19 protein-coding genes are annotated in these 17,087 nt (G+C 46.6%); 9 read left to right on the forward strand and 10 right to left on the reverse strand.

Annotated features, from left to right (window positions below):
• The first annotated feature begins 18 nt into the window (after positions 1-18).
• On the forward strand, positions 19-1,350 hold the full coding sequence (locus tag AKN87_RS00085; RefSeq protein WP_053101451.1) for a Na+/H+ antiporter family protein: 1,332 nt from the start codon (positions 19-21) through the stop codon (positions 1,348-1,350).
• A gap of 78 nt (positions 1,351-1,428) precedes the next feature.
• Here AKN87_RS00085 and AKN87_RS00090 read toward each other — a convergent pair whose 3' ends face one another.
• Both AKN87_RS00090 and smpB read right to left on the reverse strand, forming a co-directional pair.
• Positions 1,429-2,295: a Dyp-type peroxidase gene (locus AKN87_RS00090; protein WP_053102106.1), complete on the reverse strand. Its 867-nt coding sequence runs from the start codon at positions 2,293-2,295 to the stop codon at positions 1,429-1,431.
• A 39-nt stretch (positions 2,296-2,334) separates the two neighbouring features.
• Positions 2,335-2,811, reverse strand: a complete 477-nt coding sequence (gene smpB / locus AKN87_RS00095) for an SsrA-binding protein SmpB (protein WP_053101453.1) — start codon at positions 2,809-2,811, stop codon at positions 2,335-2,337.
• Between the two features lie 176 nt (positions 2,812-2,987).
• Here smpB and AKN87_RS00100 point away from each other — a divergent pair, with 176 nt between their 5' ends.
• Positions 2,988-3,425 (forward strand): type II toxin-antitoxin system RatA family toxin, encoded by a 438-nt coding sequence (locus AKN87_RS00100; protein ID WP_053101454.1) that lies wholly within the window; start codon positions 2,988-2,990, stop codon positions 3,423-3,425.
• Complete coding sequence (locus AKN87_RS00105; protein WP_053102107.1) at positions 3,422-3,742, forward strand: RnfH family protein; 321 nt, start codon at positions 3,422-3,424, stop codon at positions 3,740-3,742. Before AKN87_RS00100 ends, AKN87_RS00105 begins: the two co-directional genes overlap by 4 nt.
• A 56-nt stretch (positions 3,743-3,798) precedes the next feature.
• Here AKN87_RS00105 and AKN87_RS00110 read toward each other — a convergent pair whose 3' ends face one another.
• Positions 3,799-4,380, reverse strand: a complete 582-nt coding sequence (locus AKN87_RS00110; RefSeq protein WP_053102108.1) for an outer membrane protein assembly factor BamE — start codon at positions 4,378-4,380, stop codon at positions 3,799-3,801.
• 96 nt (positions 4,381-4,476) lie between these two features.
• On the opposite strand from AKN87_RS00110, the gene fur reads away from it, so the two are divergent.
• On the forward strand, positions 4,477-4,887 hold the full coding sequence (gene fur / locus AKN87_RS00115) for a ferric iron uptake transcriptional regulator (protein ID WP_053101457.1): 411 nt from the start codon (positions 4,477-4,479) through the stop codon (positions 4,885-4,887).
• 61 nt (positions 4,888-4,948) lie between these two features.
• On the opposite strand, the gene AKN87_RS00120 is transcribed toward fur, so the two are convergent.
• The 4 genes from AKN87_RS00120 to AKN87_RS00135 form a co-directional block, all read right to left on the reverse strand.
• A complete protein-coding gene (locus AKN87_RS00120; RefSeq protein WP_053102109.1) occupies positions 4,949-5,764 on the reverse strand; it encodes a polyphosphate kinase 2 family protein in 816 nt (271 codons plus the stop codon).
• 6 nt (positions 5,765-5,770) lie between these two features.
• Positions 5,771-6,775, reverse strand: coding sequence for a nucleoid-associated protein YejK (gene yejK, locus AKN87_RS00125; protein WP_053102110.1), 1,005 nt, complete (start codon positions 6,773-6,775; stop codon positions 5,771-5,773).
• Positions 6,776-6,874: 99 nt separating this feature from the next.
• Entirely contained in the window at positions 6,875-7,471 is a 597-nt protein-coding gene (locus AKN87_RS00130; RefSeq protein ID WP_053101460.1) for an IMPACT family protein, read from the reverse strand.
• A gap of 94 nt (positions 7,472-7,565) precedes the next feature.
• The gene (locus AKN87_RS00135) at positions 7,566-8,966 is read right to left on the reverse strand and encodes a TAXI family TRAP transporter solute-binding subunit (protein ID WP_053101461.1); all 1,401 of its coding nucleotides are present in this window, start codon (positions 8,964-8,966) and stop codon (positions 7,566-7,568) included.
• 175 nt (positions 8,967-9,141) lie between these two features.
• Here AKN87_RS00135 and AKN87_RS00140 point away from each other — a divergent pair, with 175 nt between their 5' ends.
• The 5 genes from AKN87_RS00140 to AKN87_RS00160 all read left to right on the forward strand — a co-directional run bounded on the left by AKN87_RS00140 (position 9,142) and on the right by AKN87_RS00160 (position 14,339).
• Positions 9,142-9,483 (forward strand): YggL 50S ribosome-binding family protein, encoded by a 342-nt coding sequence (locus tag AKN87_RS00140; RefSeq protein WP_053101462.1) that lies wholly within the window; start codon positions 9,142-9,144, stop codon positions 9,481-9,483.
• Between the two features lie 83 nt (positions 9,484-9,566).
• A complete protein-coding gene (locus AKN87_RS00145) occupies positions 9,567-10,019 on the forward strand; it encodes a hypothetical protein (RefSeq protein ID WP_053102111.1) in 453 nt (150 codons plus the stop codon).
• A 15-nt stretch (positions 10,020-10,034) separates the two neighbouring features.
• Positions 10,035-11,030 (forward strand): LLM class flavin-dependent oxidoreductase, encoded by a 996-nt coding sequence (locus tag AKN87_RS00150; protein ID WP_053102112.1) that lies wholly within the window; start codon positions 10,035-10,037, stop codon positions 11,028-11,030.
• Positions 11,031-11,309: 279 nt separating this feature from the next.
• Complete coding sequence (locus tag AKN87_RS00155) at positions 11,310-12,215, forward strand: transporter (protein ID WP_053102113.1); 906 nt, start codon at positions 11,310-11,312, stop codon at positions 12,213-12,215.
• 105 nt (positions 12,216-12,320) lie between these two features.
• Positions 12,321-14,339 (forward strand): PQQ-dependent dehydrogenase, methanol/ethanol family, encoded by a 2,019-nt coding sequence (locus AKN87_RS00160; protein WP_408033281.1) that lies wholly within the window; start codon positions 12,321-12,323, stop codon positions 14,337-14,339.
• Positions 14,340-14,425: 86 nt separating this feature from the next.
• On the opposite strand, the gene AKN87_RS00165 is transcribed toward AKN87_RS00160, so the two are convergent.
• From AKN87_RS00165 to AKN87_RS00175, 3 genes are all read right to left on the reverse strand, one after another.
• Positions 14,426-14,962 (reverse strand): adenine phosphoribosyltransferase, encoded by a 537-nt coding sequence (locus AKN87_RS00165; RefSeq protein ID WP_053101467.1) that lies wholly within the window; start codon positions 14,960-14,962, stop codon positions 14,426-14,428.
• A 202-nt stretch (positions 14,963-15,164) separates the two neighbouring features.
• Positions 15,165-16,469 carry a GntP family permease gene (locus AKN87_RS00170; RefSeq protein ID WP_053102115.1) on the reverse strand — a complete coding sequence of 435 codons (1,305 nt, stop codon included), beginning with the start codon at positions 16,467-16,469 and terminating at the stop codon, positions 15,165-15,167.
• Positions 16,470-16,756: 287 nt separating this feature from the next.
• Entirely contained in the window at positions 16,757-17,068 is a 312-nt protein-coding gene (locus tag AKN87_RS00175) for a DUF2288 domain-containing protein (RefSeq protein ID WP_053102116.1), read from the reverse strand.
• Between the last annotated feature and the right edge of the window lie 19 nt (positions 17,069-17,087).

Genomic DNA, 17,087 nt, shown 5'->3' on the forward strand with positions numbered 1-17,087 from the left:
TAAGCAATTGGGGAACTTATGAACGCAGTTATTGTAGCGGTTGGCATTATGCTGGTGCTGAGCCTATGCCGAGTCCATGTTGTGGTGTCGTTGATTATTGGCGCATTGGCTGGTGGCTTAATGGGAGGCCTTGGCATGAAGGGCACCTTAGATGCCTTTAATGAAGGTCTTGGCGGCGGGGCGCAGATTGCCTTGTCGTATGCCTTACTCGGTGCTTTTGCTGTGGCAATTAGCAAATCAGGAATTGCCGACGCCTTGGCGGCACGGGTACTGAAAATGATTGGCCGAGAAGATGGTAAAGGTGAGTTAGCCGTTAAGTGGATGCTGATTGGGGTACTCTTGGTAGCAGCTATTGCCTCACAAAACTTATTACCGATCCATATTGCGTTTATTCCATTGCTCGTTCCGCCATTGGTGTTGGTCATGTCGCGCTTACAGCTGGACCGTCGTTTGGTCGCTTGCGTGCTGACCTTTGGCTTAATCACGGCTTATATGTTTTTACCGGTAGGCTTTGGTGGCATTTTCTTGAAAAATGTTTTGTTAGGTAGTGTCGAAAAAAGCGGTTTAGATATTCAAGGCCTTAATGTTATGCAGGCCATGGGCATTCCGGCGTTGGGCATGCTGATCGGCTTATTAACCGCTGTGTTTATTACCTATCGCAAAAAGCGTGTATACGCCTTACCTGAAGCCTCAGTTAGTGTTACGGCTAATTCAGAGACAGCGCCTAGTTATAATGCTAAGTCGTTATTGGCTGCCGGTGGTGCGGTGGTCATTGCGTTTGTTACGCAGCTTTGGGCTGATTCGATGATTATTGGTGCTTTAGCCGGTTTTGTATTTTTCTCAGTGATGGGGGTGGTGCGCTGGAAAGAGACTGATGATCTTTTTACTGAAGGCATGAAAATGATGGCCATGATTGGTTTTATCATGATCGCTGCCGCAGGCTTTGCCCAAGTGTTGAAAGCCACTGGAGAAGTACAAACGCTGGTCGATGCATCGGTTGAGTGGATTGGTGAAAGTAAAGCAATTGGTGCCATGTTGATGCTGCTAGTTGGCTTATTAGTGACTATGGGGATTGGCTCGTCATTTTCCACCGTACCCATTATTGCAGTTATTTTTGTACCATTGGCTATGCAATTAGGTTTTAGCCCTTTAGCCATCTTAAGCATTGTTGGGACTGCAGGTGCGTTGGGGGATGCAGGTTCACCTGCCTCTGACTCTACCCTTGGCCCAACTTCTGGGTTAAATATTGATGGGCAGCATAACCACATTTGGGACACCGTAGTGCCAACCTTTATTCACTATAATATTCCTTTGTTAGTCTTTGGCTGGATTGCCGCGATGGTGCTTTAATTTCGCACGGTATGCGCTCTGCCAATAAAAACGCCCCAGCTGGGGCGTTTTTATTGTAAGGACTAGAAAGCGAAACACTTATAGGAGGTGGGTTAAGTTAAGGTGCTGATTATTCAGTGGTGGGCACCAGTAATAGCCGCCAGTTACTGGGCGACTGAACTTAAATAGTCCATCGACAATACCATCATCGAGGCCAGCCATACGGCGCATCTGGACTTCAAAGGCATCTAAGCTGTGACCAAAAGCCAAGAACATTAAGCCTTGGGTTTGGCCTTCAATCCACGGCATAGAGCGACGTACGATAAAGGCTTCGGGTTCAAAGCTTTCTTGTTCTGTGCGCTTAACGTGGGCGTATTCTGGGGCATCTTCAATTTCTTGATTATCACTGATGCGTCGACCAATCATATGATCTTGATCAGTTTGGCAGTAGCCAGCAAAGCATTGTAAATCATGGGTCCATTTTTGAATCGCAGCATAGCTTCCACCTAAGGCGTCAGTAGCAAAGGCGGCAGCAATTGCGTCATCGCCTAAGGGATTTTCAGTGCCGTCCTCATAGCCGGTTAAATCGTGTCCGGCTTGATAACGAAAGGCCTCTGTGCACTCAACTAACATCAAAGCTGGTGCTAAGGCTTGTTCTAAACGATGAGTACGATGCAGTAAGTCGCCACGGTCTTCACCATACAGCCAAACCCATAACGCATGTTGGGTGGAGGGCACATCAACCCCAGGGCCGGTCATCGCAGGAAAGCTGCGTAACGCCGGCACATTTTTATTCAGCGCTTTTACTAGCGAAAGCCCCACACCGACCACAGCTTTACTGCAATCTAGCTGCTGCAGTTGAGCTAAAGCCTCGGGTAAGGCTTCAGGCTTGGCTAGGGTAAAAAATAAGTGGCGAGCTAAAGCAGGAACCGGCTTGGTTAAGATAGCGGAAGGGTATACCGACATAACAACTCCTGGCTGATGGAAAATGAACGAAAAATAACCTTAACGGGTAGAGGTGCGTAAGGCGCGCTGCATTTCGAGATTGGAGTCACGCTCTTTTTGTACCATACGTTTATCGTAAGCTTTCTTACCTTTACCTAGGGCAATCTGGCACTTAACCAAATGTTTTTTCCAATATAAAGACAAAGCCACACAGGTATAGCCTTTTTGCTGTACTGCACCATAGAGTTTTTCTAGCTCACGGCGATTTAACAAGAGCTTACGTGTACGGGTAGGGTCAGCAATCACATGGGTGCTGGCTTCAGGGAGGGGCGTAATATGACTGCCCATTAGCCAAGCCTCACCATCTTTTAGCAATACGTAGCTATCGGTCAGGTGAGCTTTACCAGCGCGTAGGCTTTTTACTTCCCAACCAGCCAGCACTAAGCCAGCTTCGATACGTTCGTCGGTAAAGTAGTCATGTAAGGCTTTTTTGTTTTGAGCAATGGTGCTCGGCGATTTTTTCTTTTGTTTAGCCATAATTAATTAAATATCTATTCTTTAAGTAAACAGTCACTGTTATTCGCTGCTTGAGGCAAGGGGACTAATCAAGGACAATGGTCAGCGTGCCTTGCTTGGGTTGTTCGCTTCGCCGCCCGACTGTAAAACAGTGTAAGGTGCATTGAAATTTCATCATCACACTAAACAGGGCGTTCATGAGTACACGAATTCAGCGGTCAGCATTACTTCCTTATCCTGCCAGCTTTCTTTATGAGTTAGTTAACGATGTGGCGCGTTACCCTGAGTTTTTGCCTTGGTGTACGCAGAGTGAAATTCTAGAACAGCATCCTACGTCCTTGCGTGCAGAGTTAACAGTCGCTAAAGGCAGTTTATCACAGCAGTTCACCACCGCGAATCAAATGGTGCCAGGTGAGCGTATTGAAATTCAGCTAGAGAAGGGGCCTTTTTCGCATTTGCAGGGTATTTGGGAGTTTAAAGCCTTGGGTGAAAAAGCCTGTAAAATTAGTCTGGATTTAAGTTTTGATTATTCAGGTGCGCTGATTAAAGCTACCTTGGGGCCGCTGTTTAACCAAGCAGCTAATACTATGGTTGATGCTTTTTGCCAACGTGCGAAAGAGTTGTACTCGGCATGATCAGTATCGAGGTGGCTTATGCCTTAGCTGATAAGCAAAAAATTGTTAGCTTGCAAGTGCCAGAAGGCACCACTGTACGTCAGGCTGCACTGTTATCGCAGTTGGACCTTGACTTTCCAGACCTTAATTTAGCTGAAAGTCGTTTAGGGATTTTTAGTAAAGTTGTCTCTAAACCGGACGAGCAGTTAGTGGCTGATGGCGATCGAGTAGAGATTTATCGTCCATTAATTGCTGATCCGAAAGAAGTAAGAAAGCAGCGCGCAGCGAAAGCTAAAGCCTTAGCCACAGCTAAAGAGCAAAAAGTTAAAAGCAACTAGACAGCCAGTTAAGTGCCTTGCGAACAAGGCACTGAGTTTGCTTTGAAGTAAGTAACTTAGTGACCAATTTTACCGGGTTCAGGTACCGGCACTATTTCAATGGCGTCAATTTCTTGCTGTAACTCTTCAAGTAGTGAGCCAGGTGCTGCAGGTGTTTCTGGTTTAGATTCCTGCTGCTCTAATTGTTCACGGCTAATAATTGGCAGCTCATTACTGTTGTCCTGAGCGCCCGCTTCTGGCAGCGTAGTGGCAGGCGTCTCAGCGATATTAGGTTGTCCTTGGAGGATTTCCTCATCACGGCTGAGGCCTGGCTTAAAGTCTCCGGCGAGGGCAATAAGTTGGCCTTGTTGGTTAAACAGCAAACTAATGCGCTCTTGCTGGCGAGTATGTCCGCCTGGTTTTAAACTGTAGATATAATCCCAACGGTTCGGATTAAAAGTGTCTTGTACCAATGGATTACCCATAACATAGCGCACTTGATTGGTGCTCATGCCCGGACGTAACTGATCAATCATATCTTGAGTAATAACGTTACCCTGCTGCACATCAATTTTATAGACGCCAGGAAACGAGCATCCTGCTAAAGTAAGGAAGCTAGTAAGGGTGAGAGTACTCAACAAGCGTTTGGTGTTTTGCATCGGAGACGGACTTCCATTATCTTGGTTGGGTAATTAAAACAATGATCATACCTGCATTGTGCCACACTGCGAAGCAGCATGAGAGAGAAAAGAACTATGGCTGAGAATATTGAGTTACGAAAAGCGGGTTTAAAGGTAACTTTGCCGCGGGTAAAAATTATGCAAATCCTAGACGCTTCTGAGCAACGTCATATGAGCGCAGAAGATGTTTATAAAGCCTTAATCGATGCCGATGAGGATGTTGGGCTGGCGACGGTGTACCGGGTCCTTACTCAGTTTGAGGCAGCCGGCTTGGTGATTCGCCATAATTTTGATGGTGGACATGCGGTATTTGAGTTAGATGATGGCGAGCACCACGATCATATTGTGTGTGTGGACTCGGGCGAGGTGTTTGAGTTTTTTGATGAAGAAATTGAGCGCCGGCAGCATAAAATAGTAGAAGAAATGGGTTATGAGTTGGTTGATCATAACTTGGTACTTTATGTGAAAAAAGCCGAACCTAAATAGTGAAGTCGTTGTAATAAAAAACGCCCTGTTGGGCGTTTTTTATTGGCTTAGTAAAATTGGGTTATATCGCTTCCAGTTCTTCTAAGCTAAAAGGCAGAGGTGGCTTGGGCCAACTAAGCGCCAGCTGCTGAAAGGTACGCTGTAATAAATAGGCTAGCAGTAAGTTACGTAGCCATTTATGGTCCGAGGGCAATATATGCCAAGGATGCGATTCGGTACTGCTCTGCGCAATTACCCGCTGCCAGTTGTGCTGAATGCTGTGAAAGTGGCGATGGCCTGCTAAGTCTGCAATGGATACTTTCCAATGTTTTTCTGGGTTTATCAGGCGCTGGGCTAAGCGCTGTTTTTGCTCAGCCTTAGAAATATGCAAATACACCTTAATTAGCTTAATCTGCTGACGCTCTAATTGTTGCTCAAAGGCCAGCAATTCATTTAGCCGTGCATTGGCCTGTTCTGGATTGATGTAACCATCGGCTAAATCGCTGACTACACCTTCATAAGGTGTGCGATTAAATACTGATAAGTAGCCAGGACGCGGTAAGGCCGCCCGGTAGCGACTCAGAAAATATTGCTGTTGCTGCGCTGCAGTGGGCTTTTGAAAGTCGCTGACGATCACTCCTTGAGGGTTTAGTCCACGCAATAAATTACGAATAGCACCGTCTTTGCCAGAGCAGTCAGCACCTTGTAACCACAGCACAATGGCGGGTTTTTTATTGGCCCACAACAGTTGTTGCTGACGATCAAACCCTTCGCGTATCCAGCTACTGAGTTGATCGGCTTCATCGCGCTCAAAACCAAAGGTTTGATCAGGCTGGCTGGCCAGTCCATTAGCCGGAGTGATTAACTGTTGTGCATATAGATCGTCAAGTCGCTGCATAGAAAATTACTTACGAATGAGTTGATTTTTAAGTTGAGTAGGAAGTTGGCGAATAATGAGCACATCTTGCTCGGCATCATAATCAATTTTTGAGCCTAGTAGATGGGACTCAAAACTGATGGATAATCCTTCAGCGCGTCCAGTAAAGCGGCGAAACTGATTAATGGTACGCTTATCTGCTGGAATTTCAGGGGCTAAGCCATAGTCTTTATGTCGAATATAATCGTAAAACGCTTGTGGATTTTCCTCGTCTAGCACTTCAGACAGATCGTGCAGTGCTACCGGTTGGCCGCGACGTACTTGCTCATTGGTGTAGGTAACGAGGGCGTCGGTTTTTTGTTTGGTTTGTTCATCGGCTAAGTCTTCGCTTTCAACATAATCGCTAAAGGCTTTAAGCAGAGTACGTGTTTCATTGGGCGCGCTGACACCTTCAATGGCATCGAGAAAAGTCAGAAAAAAGTCAGCTACTTTTTTTGAGCTACGGCCTTTAACCAAAGATAAATACTGCTTGGATTGAGGGTTGTTTTTCCATTCACTGAGATTAATTCGCGCGGCCAGTTGTATCTGGGCTAGATCTAGATGGCTGACGCTGTTCAATTCTAAACGCTCAGAAATAGCATAGGTTTCGCTATGGGGCAGCAGCGCCAGCAATAGATAATCGGTCATACCTTGCTGATAATTAAAAAAGATCAGGTGCCCACCGCTGCTCATTTCAACGCTGTCGAGCTGCAACTTAAAAAACTCAGTAGCTTGGGTGGTAAAGGCAACAAAACCACTTTTTTCCGCCAGAAACTCTTCTAGTGCCTGTTGAAATGACCAGCTATTTTCAGAGTCGGGGTCAAAATGCCCCCAGACTTTGCTGGGCTTAGCATTGTAGTGTTGGATTAAATCCAGTAACAGGTTTTCCAAAGACTCATCAATTGGCAGCTCTTCCATGCGGGGATGTAAGCGTGCAGTAGCCTCGGTGGGCTTTTTATCAACGAGATGAACAATACAATGATTAATCGGCATGGGATTTCCAAATCAGTCAGATGTAACGGTTAGGCAAAAATTTTGCGTTGTAACTGAGCAAGTGCTGCTACAGTACGCTGGCGTGTATTGAGTTAAAAGCTAAGGTGTAGTTACTGGTGAGAGCAGCGTTCGACCACGGGTCAGGTCGGTTAGTTGCTGTTTGAGTGCGGCTATTTGATTAGCTTCTAAGGCGATGGTTAAGTGGGCACCTTCGGCATCAAACTGCTCGTGCTCAATAATGCCTCGTGCTTCATTGATGTACAGTTGAGCTAAGGCTAGTTCAGCAAAGGCAACGTGGCATTCTAGCGTAATTCGTTGAATGAGCTGGACTTTACTCGCCATTTGCAAGCATTTAGCTGCACCACCACCATAGGCGCGGGCTAAACCACCGGTACCTAGCTGAATGCCGCCATACCAGCGGATCACTAACACGGCCACCTGATCACAGTGTTGCCCTTCAATGGCAGCCAAAATAGGGCGGCCAGCAGTCCCGCCTGGTTCTCCATCATCGCTGAAACGGTATTGCTGTTGGCCAAAACGCCAAGCCCAGCAATTATGGCTAGCACTGAGATCGCTGTGCTGGCTAATTAACTCAGTGGCATGGGCTGGGCTATCAATTGGCCAGGCGAGCGTTAAAAAACGACTCTTTTTGATCTCTTCTTCAAAACTATGGGCTTCGCTGAGGGTGTAACGCATTGAGACTGGGAGGCTCCGTGATAGGTTAAAAAAGCAAGAGGGTAAACTTAGTAGTAGCCTTCAAGATTATTGGGAGATCTTGAAGGCAGAGTAATTATGGGTGGTTATGTTGAACGGCATCAGCTGCTAATTGATCCATATCTTGGTTGATGCGCTGGCTTTGCTCAAGGTCACCATTTATCTCAGCTTTATAGGCCTGTAAGCGGCGAATTACATAACGTACATGCAAGTGCAGCTCATACAGTTCGTTGGAGTAGGAGAGGGGCACCTCAACTTTGGATAGTTCTTCTTGCAAGCTTTCGAGCTTTTCAATTTCCTCATCGACTCGCTCGGGCAGCGTATGGTTTAAGAAACGTTTATCTACCTCGCGCAGGTATTTATACCAGCGATAAATGCGTGCACGGATACGCCAGCGATAAATGGGTCCTGCTACTTTAAATAAGGGGAAGAGCACCACAAGCAAGGGAATGACCAAGATAATATAGCGATCAGCCAAGGACGCAATAATAAAAGGCACATAGCGCTGTAACAGGGGTAAACCATTTTTATGGTAATACGCAGCTTCATCGAGCAAAGGAAAGCTTTCCGGTGCGGCTTGAGGAAAGTCATTGGCACTATCAATCAAACTGGTTTGCTTAGTGATTTGCTTAGTGGCTTCTAAAAAAAGTGGAGTTAAAGCAGGGTGAAAGTCTTCGTTCACAGCCAGTACCGCCGATGGCGCGAGGGTAGTCAGGTCTTTGGAGGGGGTGTCATTGCCCAGATTAAGCAAGCCCTCGCCAATAGGAATGGCACGAATAAATGGCAGGCGCGCCTGATAAGCTGCAGAGCGGCCAAAATTCATTAGGTCTAATTCTGGATTAGCGGCTAATTGCTGAATCAAGGGTTGTTCGGCAGGGCCAATAAAAAACGCGGCATCTAGTTCGCCTTTGACTAAAGCTTCTGCAGCTCGTGTACCGCTTTGAGTGGTCCACTGCTCGGGCAGATTGGTTAGCTCAATGTCATTCGCTTCCAGTAATGGGCCAACAATCATTCGGGTACCACCGGTACTGGAGCCAATGGCTAGGCGATAGTTTTTCAGATCGAGCAAGGTGTCTACTGCTAAGTCGCGGCGGGTAAATAGCCAAACGGGCTCTAAAAAGGCAGCGCCTAAGCTGTGCAGTTTTTTACGTTGCTTGTCTGATAGCTCGTTCTCTTGTCCACTTTGGATTAGGGCAATTTGTACGCCTTCGTTACTGTCTAATAAGCGGCGAGTATTCTCTCGTGAGCCAGTACTATTAACAAGATGCAAGGTGAAGCCATCTTTGGCCAGTTCTTGTTTAAGTTTTTGGGCAAATAGATCATAACCACCACCTGCTCCACCCGTACTCATGGTGGCATGCATCGGTGGAGGTGGGGCTACAAAGTAAAATAATGCTGCAACTAGGCCGCCTAAAATAGGCACCAGCCACAGGTTAGCGCGCAGCATAATCCATAGGTCTTGTAAAAAACGAGGCATGACTCATCCTAAAATTAAGGTAACTAAGAGAATGGCAAGCATAAGCGAAGTAGGATAAAGGTTTCAAAGCCCATGCAGGAAAACTCGCCTAGGCTTCAGGTGCTAAGGGAGAGAAAGGTGCGCTCAGACAGGTAAACTTTGTTACTATGAGCACCTATTTAATGAGGAGGCACCCATGGCCACAAATCGTTCTCGCCGTTTACGTAAAAAGCTTTGTGTGGATGAGTTCCAAGAAGCAGGTTTTGAAGTTCAGATTAACTACCCTGAAAGTGCTGATGACACAGCGGTTGCTGAGTTCTTTGCTGAATTTATTGTTGATGTAATTGAAGCTAATGAGATGGCGTTCATCGGTGGTGAGGATTACGGCATTGTTTGCTTAGCACGTCGTGGTTCAGTTACTGAAGAGCAGCGCAACCTTGTTGAGCAATGGCTTAAAGGTCGCTCGGAAGTTGCCAGCGTTGAAGTTGGGCCATTAGTTGATGCATGGTATCCCGATACCCCACTGGCTCAGGCTTAAGTGATGCTAAAACCCGCTTATTGCGGGTTTTTTATGCGCGTCAGATTAGGTAAGTTCCTGTATTGATTGGCGTTGAGGTCTCTATGCGAAGCAACAGGTATCCTAGAGCAAAAGTTTTTTTCGGTTTCTTATTTGCACCGTTAGTGGGTGCAGGTTTGCTGGCCATTACGTTTATTATGTCGACGCTAGTGCAAGGCGATAGCACTTTTCGGATTGGAGAAGCAGTGGGCTTTCTGCTCCTTTTTTTAGTCGCAGGCTGGATACTATTTGCTGTGCCTGCCTTGGGTTTGGCGGTGCTGGCGCTACGACTTGAAGTGACTCGAGGTCGGGCCGATCAATTAAAAATGGCACTACTAGGTGGCCTTCTTGCTGCGGTCTGGACAGCATTAGCCAGCTTTACTAATGCTGGACTGGTTCTGCTCTGTGCAGTGCTGGCCGCTATTTCTGCATGGTGTGTTAGTCGTTGGCTGTTGCCAACACCCTTGGCTCAGAGCATTCAGGCTGACTTGGAGCCGCGACCCTTAATTTCACGATAGATCGAGGAAGTTGATATGGCATTTCCTGCAGCGTTTTCTGTTTTGGATTTGGCTTCAGTTAAAGATACCGATCAAGGCCCTGCCGAAGCAATGCATCGCTCATTAGCCTTGGCGCAGCATGTGGAGCAGCTAGGTTTTACCCGGTTTTGGGTGGCTGAGCACCATAACATGGATGCCATTGTCAGCTCAGCAACTGCTGTCTTAATCAGTTACTTAGCAGGTGGTACCCAGCGTATTCGGGTGGGAGCGGGCGGTATTATGCTGCCTAACCATGCGCCGTTAGTGATTGCTGAGCAATTTGGTACTTTGGAAGCGTTGTATCCTGGGCGGATTGATTTGGGTTTAGGCCGTGCACCGGGCACTGATCCGTTGACCGCGAGCGCCTTACGACGGTCACGTACTGGAGATGTGGATGAGTTTCCTGAAGAAGTGGCCGAGCTGCAGTACTTTTTGGGGCCAAAGCAACCGAATCAAAAAATTATTGCAATGCCTGGAGTAAATAGCCAAGTGCCATTATGGTTGCTAGGTTCTAGTTTGTTTAGTGCGCAATTAGCCGCCAGCATGGGCTTACCCTATGCTTTTGCCTCGCATTTTGCACCACGCTTTATGCAGCAAGCCATTACTTTGTATCGCCAGCAGTTTCAACCTTCGGCAGTTTTAGACGAGCCGTATGTGATGCTAGGAGTTCCTCTGATTGCTGCAGAAACCGATGCGCAGGCAGATTTTTTAGCCACCACCACTTATCAACGGATTCTCGCTTTATTGCGTGGTCAGAGTATGCAACTCAAACCACCAGTTGCCAGTATGGAAGGGTTATGGTTACCCCATGAACAGGCTACAGTCGGTGATTTTTTAGGTATGGCGGTCAAAGGTGGGCCAGATACCTTAAAGTTTCGTTTGCAGCAATTGATTGATAACACGCAGGCTGATGAGCTGATTTTTACCTGTGATTTATATGAACACCAAGATCGTCTAAACGCCTTTAGTATTTTATCTAGTTTGTACACGTAATAAGCCTAAGTGGCTCTCTAGAATTGGCTAGATGGCTGAGCAAAAATGCTTTGTCATCTGGCCATTTTTGTTTTACTTTCTGCATTTTTCCACAGCTAACCATTTGTTTTACTGTGAGCTGTGCTACTTGAGTATTAAACTCTTACTACTTGAGTGTGCTGGATCTTGCGTGGCGACTCGAAGCGTTTTTCAATTCATCCCAATGGATGCAGTAAACCCTCGAGCAGCAGGCATTTATGCTGCCTAAGTCGTGCAACACAATAATAAGAGAGAGCCACTATGCAAGTATTCACTTCGGGAATAAAACAACGAGCGCGGCAGTTGAGTTTAACTGCATTAGGTGTGGCTTTATTGCCACTAACTACTGCGGTACAGGCCGCTGATGTGGATGCGGGGGATTATGTGCCCGCTCCGGTTGGGACTAATCTGGGCATTTTGTATTATCAACACGCTGAACGTAACGCTCTGTACAGCGATGGCCATAAAGCACCGGTCAAAGCCGGTTTAAATTCGGATATTGGTATTTTGCGGATGGTGCACTACATGGACATCGGTGGTTTTACCGTTGATCCACAGTTTTTATTGCCGTTTGGCAAGCTTAAAGCAAAGCGTGATCTATCCGATTTAGGCAGCGATAGCGGCATTGGCGATCTGATTTTGGCGGCAACGGTATGGCTAGTAAATGAGCCTGAGCAGCGTCGTTATTTTGGGCTAACCCCTTATTTATACGCTCCGACCGGCAGCTATGATCACAAAGATGCGATCAATCTAGGAGAGAATCGCTGGAAAATGACCTTGCAGGGCGGTTATGTGCAAGGTTTAACCGATAAGTTGTGGCTTGAGCTAATTGGTGATGTGACTTTTTTTAATAAAAATGATGAGTTTGGTCCAAATAAACAAACCTTAAAGCAAGAAAAAATGTATCAGGGACAGGCATTTGTGCGCTACCAGTTGAATGATAAATGGGATCTACGAGCTGGCGTGTCAAGGCTGTGGGGTGGTGAAACTAAGGTGGATGGTCAATGGCAAAAAGATAAGCCTAACACCAGCAAATACACCCTAGGCAGTGCTTATTCTTTTGATCCGACCACGCAATTAATCGTGAGCTATGGGCGTGATTTGTCTGTGGATAATGGTTTTAAAGAAAATAACCGGCTGAACTTGCGTCTCTTAAAAGCGTTTTAAGAAAATATGCTGTTATCCCTCGCCAAAAATAACAATAAATAGTTTAAGGAATTCATTATGTCGCATTATTTGCAGCAGCTTGCCTTAAGTTCAGCCTTGGCCTTGATGCCTTGGAGTTTATCTTATGCAGCGCCTGTCAATCAGCAGGCGATTCTCGATACAGTCACTGAGGGTGCCGAGTGGCTTAGCCATGGACGTACCTACGCTGAGCAGCGTTTTAGTCCGCTAACTGAAATTACCGATAAAAATGCTGACCAGTTGAATTTGGCTTGGTCGATCGACTTAGCCAATAATCGTGGACTGGAATCGACCCCGTTATTCCATGAAGGCGTGCTCTATGCCACTTTATCGTGGAGCCGTGCAATTGCGGTAGATGCAAAAACAGGAAAAATTCTTTGGACCTTTGATCCACAACTTGATCGCGGTGATGCACGCTATGCCTGTTGCGATGTGGTCAACCGTGGTGTGGCGTTATGGGAAGGCAAAGTGTTTATGGGCACGCTAGATGGCCGCTTAATCGCTTTAGATGCCAAAACCGGTGAGCAGCTTTGGAGTGAGCAGACCACTGATCCTGCACAGCCTTACAGTATTACTGGTGCGCCACGAGTAGTGAAAGGTAAGGTGATTATTGGTAACGGGGGCTCGGAGTATGGTGTGCGTGGTTATTTTTCCGCCTATGATGCACAAACTGGAAAAATGGACTGGCGCTTTTATACTGTGCCGGGAGATCCAAGCCAGCCTTATGAGCATCCAGAATTAGAGGCTGCGGCTAAAACCTGGAGTGGGGATAGCTACTGGAAACTCGGTGGGGGTGGTACGGCGTGGGATAGCATGGCCTATGATCCTGAGCTAGATCTGTTATATGTCGGCACGGGTAACGCAGCACCTTGGAACCGAGAGGTGCGCAGCCCAGAGGGTGGCGATAACCTCTATGTCTCGTCGATTTTGGCCATTAAGCCCGATACTGGACGCCTTGCTTGGCATTATCAAGTGACACCTGGAGATTCATGGGACTTCACAGCGACCCAACAAATTACCTTGGCTGAGTTAGAGCTAGAAGGAAAAATGCGTAAGGTGCTGATGCAAGCTCCGAAAAATGGCTTCTTCTATGTCATTGATCGCGAAACCGGCGAGCTACTTTCTGCTGAGAAATTTGGCAAGGTAACCTGGGCTGAGCGGATTGATTTAGCTACTGGACGGCCAGTCGAGACAGATAATGCACGCTATAAAGATGAGCCGATTGTCATGTGGCCTAGTCCATTCGGGGCGCACAACTGGCATCCAATGTCCTATAACCCGAATACCGGATTGGTCTACATTCCCTATCAAGAAGTACCGGGTGTATATCGTAATGAAGGTAAGCAGTTTGAGCCGATTAAAGCCTTTAATACTGGATCAGCGTTTGGTGATGCTACTGAAGTACCAGCCGAAGTGGTTAGTGGTGCGTTAGTGGCTTGGGATCCGGTCAAGCAACAGCAAGCGTGGCGAGTTAATTACGATAACTATTGGAATGGCGGCACCTTAACTACCGCAGGTAACCTGGTGTTTCAGGGGACAGCAGATGGTTATATGAAAGCTTACTCGGCTGATAAAGGTAAAGAGTTATGGTCATTTGATGCGCAAACTGGAGTAATTGCAGGCCCTATTACCTATCAGTTTGAAGGCGAGCAATATGTGGCGGTAATGGCTGGCTGGGGAGGTGTTGCGCCTTTAGTTGGCGGTGATGCAGCATTAAAACCGGGGGTGAAAAACATCAGTCGGCTATTGGTGTTTAAGCTCAATGGCGAAGCTCGTTTGCCTAAACCAGTAATGACTAGCCTGCCGCCCACTGGTCGGGATCAGGTAACGGTGACTGCTAATGAGGCAGAGTTAGCTGAGGGGCAGCGTTTATTTGGCGCCTATTGCATGATTTGTCATGGTGTAGGAGCAGTCAGTGGTGGTGTCATTCCAGACTTACGCAAAACCACCGAAGCACGCCGAGAAGTGTTTGAGCAGATTGTGCTAGACGGTATCTTAGCGCCAGTGGGCATGCCAAGCTTTAAAGACAGTTTGGATACGCAGCAAGTTACTTTGATCAAGGAGTACATTAAGTCTCGCGAACAAGCGATGGAAGCCAAGCAGTAACACTGTTAAGCGTGGTTAATGTAATCGGCCCACCGTCACTGTGGGCCGATTTTTATTGCCTTGAAATTAGCTTAAAGCTGAGGGGGTTAGGCAAAAGCTGTTAGGGTAAAGGTGGGAATACGCGCATCCTGTAACAAGCGTGAGCCATTCAGTTCGGGCAAATCGACAATCGCTGCCACTTCATAGATATTAGCGCCCATTTGTCGGATTAAGCGCGCAGCGGCTAAAAAGGTTCCACCACTGGCGATAATATCATCCATCAATAACACTTTATGCTCGGCATTTAGGCAGCCAGCCTCTACTTCGAGTACCGATTGCTCGTATTCGGTGTCATAGGCTTCGGTTAATACTTTTGCTGGTAACTTGCCTTGTTTGCGAAACAGGATCAGTGGTTTATTTAACGCATAAGCTACGGCTGATGCCAGCACAAAGCCACGGGCCTCAATAGCGCCGATATGGGTAAAATCACTGTCGATATAGCGTTGCACAAAACTGTCAACCACCATGCGAAAGGCTTTAGGTGACTGAAACACCGGAGTAATATCGCGAAACACCACACCCGCTTTCGGAAAGTCATTAATCGGGGTAATCAGCGATTTAATGGCAAACTCATCAAAAATCATAAACAACTCCATGGCAAGACAGATGATAGCCGCTAATACTAGCAGCAAGCGCAGAGTAGCAAGGACGCAGCGCCTTTAAACTCAGACCTTTGGCGGGAAGCAATTAGCATCATGCCGAGCAATCACTGGTGAGGACTTGAGATACATCAAGGCACTGCCGAGGAGACAGTGCTTTTTGATTGATTATTGCAGTAAATACTGTTTAGTAAAATAAGCTGTAGAGCAAGACGGCAATTGCAAGTACGGGTAATGGAATGAGTACGCTCACTAAAAATACGGCAGGATAGGCCCGCTGATGGGTTTCTTTACAAATAGCTCGAATAGTTGTGACCACATAGCCATTATGCGGGAGTGAATCTAAGCCACCTGAGGCAATGGCTGAAATGCGATGCATGGCTCCATTATCTAGCCCCATAGATTGGTAAATAGGTGCCAGAATAGGTAAGGCAATGCCTAAGCCACCGGAAGCAGACCCTGTAATTCCTGCAATCACGGTTACAGCTACGGCTAATCCTGCATACTCAAGTCCGGGCATATTGGTCAGCACTGCCACAATATTGCCAAAGGCGGGAGATTGAGCGGCTACTGCGCCAAAACCGACTACGGCGCAAGTATTAGCAATCGCGATTAATGCATTTTCAGATCCTGTACTGATCATTTTACCCGGTGAATTTATTGTTTTTATAAACAATAAATAGCCAATGGTTAGGCTGGCAATCATTGCGACCAGTAATGCTTCGATTACTGGAATATAGTGGCTTAACAAATTAAAACCACCTACTAGAATAATTAGCGGAGTTATTGCACTGATAAACGATACAGCAGATTCTTTACTAACGGCTGCTTCACCGTAATCAGCAGGAAGATCAAAGTTTTCTCCCTTGGCTGTGGCACGATTAGCCATCCACTTGAGTGCATAGCCGCCTGATACCATGATTAGTAAACCCATCAGGACACCGATCATCCCGCCCGCAGTTGCTGTGGTGCCAAAATAGGTGGTAGGAATGAGGTTTTGAATTTCAGGTGAGCCAGGCGACACCATAGTGAATGAAATTGAGCCAAAGATGATAGCAGCAGGAATAAAGCGGTGAGCGATATTGGCGCTGCGAAACAATTCAAATGCAATAGGGTAAAGGGTAAAACCCACTACAAATACACTCACACCACCATAGGTTAAAATAGCGCCTGCACCTACTACCGCCATGATAGCGCGCTTGGCGCCTAATACCTGTTTGGATTTGTTAGCAATGGCAAGAGCTGCACCGCTGTCATCCATTAAACGACCAAAAATGGCTCCCAGTAAAATGGCAGGAAACCAAGTGGTAAAAAATCCAGTGAAACCTTTCATGTAGTAATCGAGCATGGCAATACTTAGATCCATACCGCTAGTGAGGGCTACGAGTATCGCGCAAACGATTGCTGAGAAAATAATGCCAATTCCGCGCATTGTCATAAATACCAGCAAGGCTAGGCCTGCCAGTAGGCCAAGATAGCTTATAGTCAGCATAAGATGACTCCTATTATTAATACTTATTATTAGGAACGAGCGCAGACAGCAAAGCGCTTGATAGTCTTGAGTCTAGAAAGCAAATCTTAGGTGTTACAAGGAGGATAGCTGCAGAGTCCTTGTGCAGATCTGCAGCACAGAAAAGTGTGAGTGGCTGGTGTTGCCTAATACCGTGAGGAAGAGCTTACTTTTAGTGAGGGGAACAAAGTGCTGTTTGGTTCAAGCATTCGACTAATGTCGGAGCATATAAGCTATAGCGGTATTATATTTCATTCTCTCTGGTGTCTTTATTGGGGGGTGGCTGAGCGGTTTTGCACTAAAATCCAAGGCGAGAGCACAATAGCCCAGAGTGTTTGATTGTTGCTTTGATAGTTCAGGGCTTCTTCGTCAGTCAGGCGGTACAGCTTCTTTTGTTGCATTAGAGCACTGACTTGTTTTTTATTATCGTCCGCAATGCTTTCTGCTACGGCCACCAAATCTAGTGTAGGGTCAACACTAAAGAGCACGCCTTGGGCAAAAAACTTTTCTAATTCTTGCCAGCTAATTTGCGCAGTTTCACCGAGAATTTGTGCATATAAAGTCGAAACGTCTTGTGTCATGATCAGGGCTCTAAAAAAT

This window comes from Thiopseudomonas alkaliphila, assembly GCF_001267175.1.
Taxonomy (GTDB): Bacteria; Pseudomonadota; Gammaproteobacteria; order Pseudomonadales; family Pseudomonadaceae; genus Oblitimonas; species Oblitimonas alkaliphila.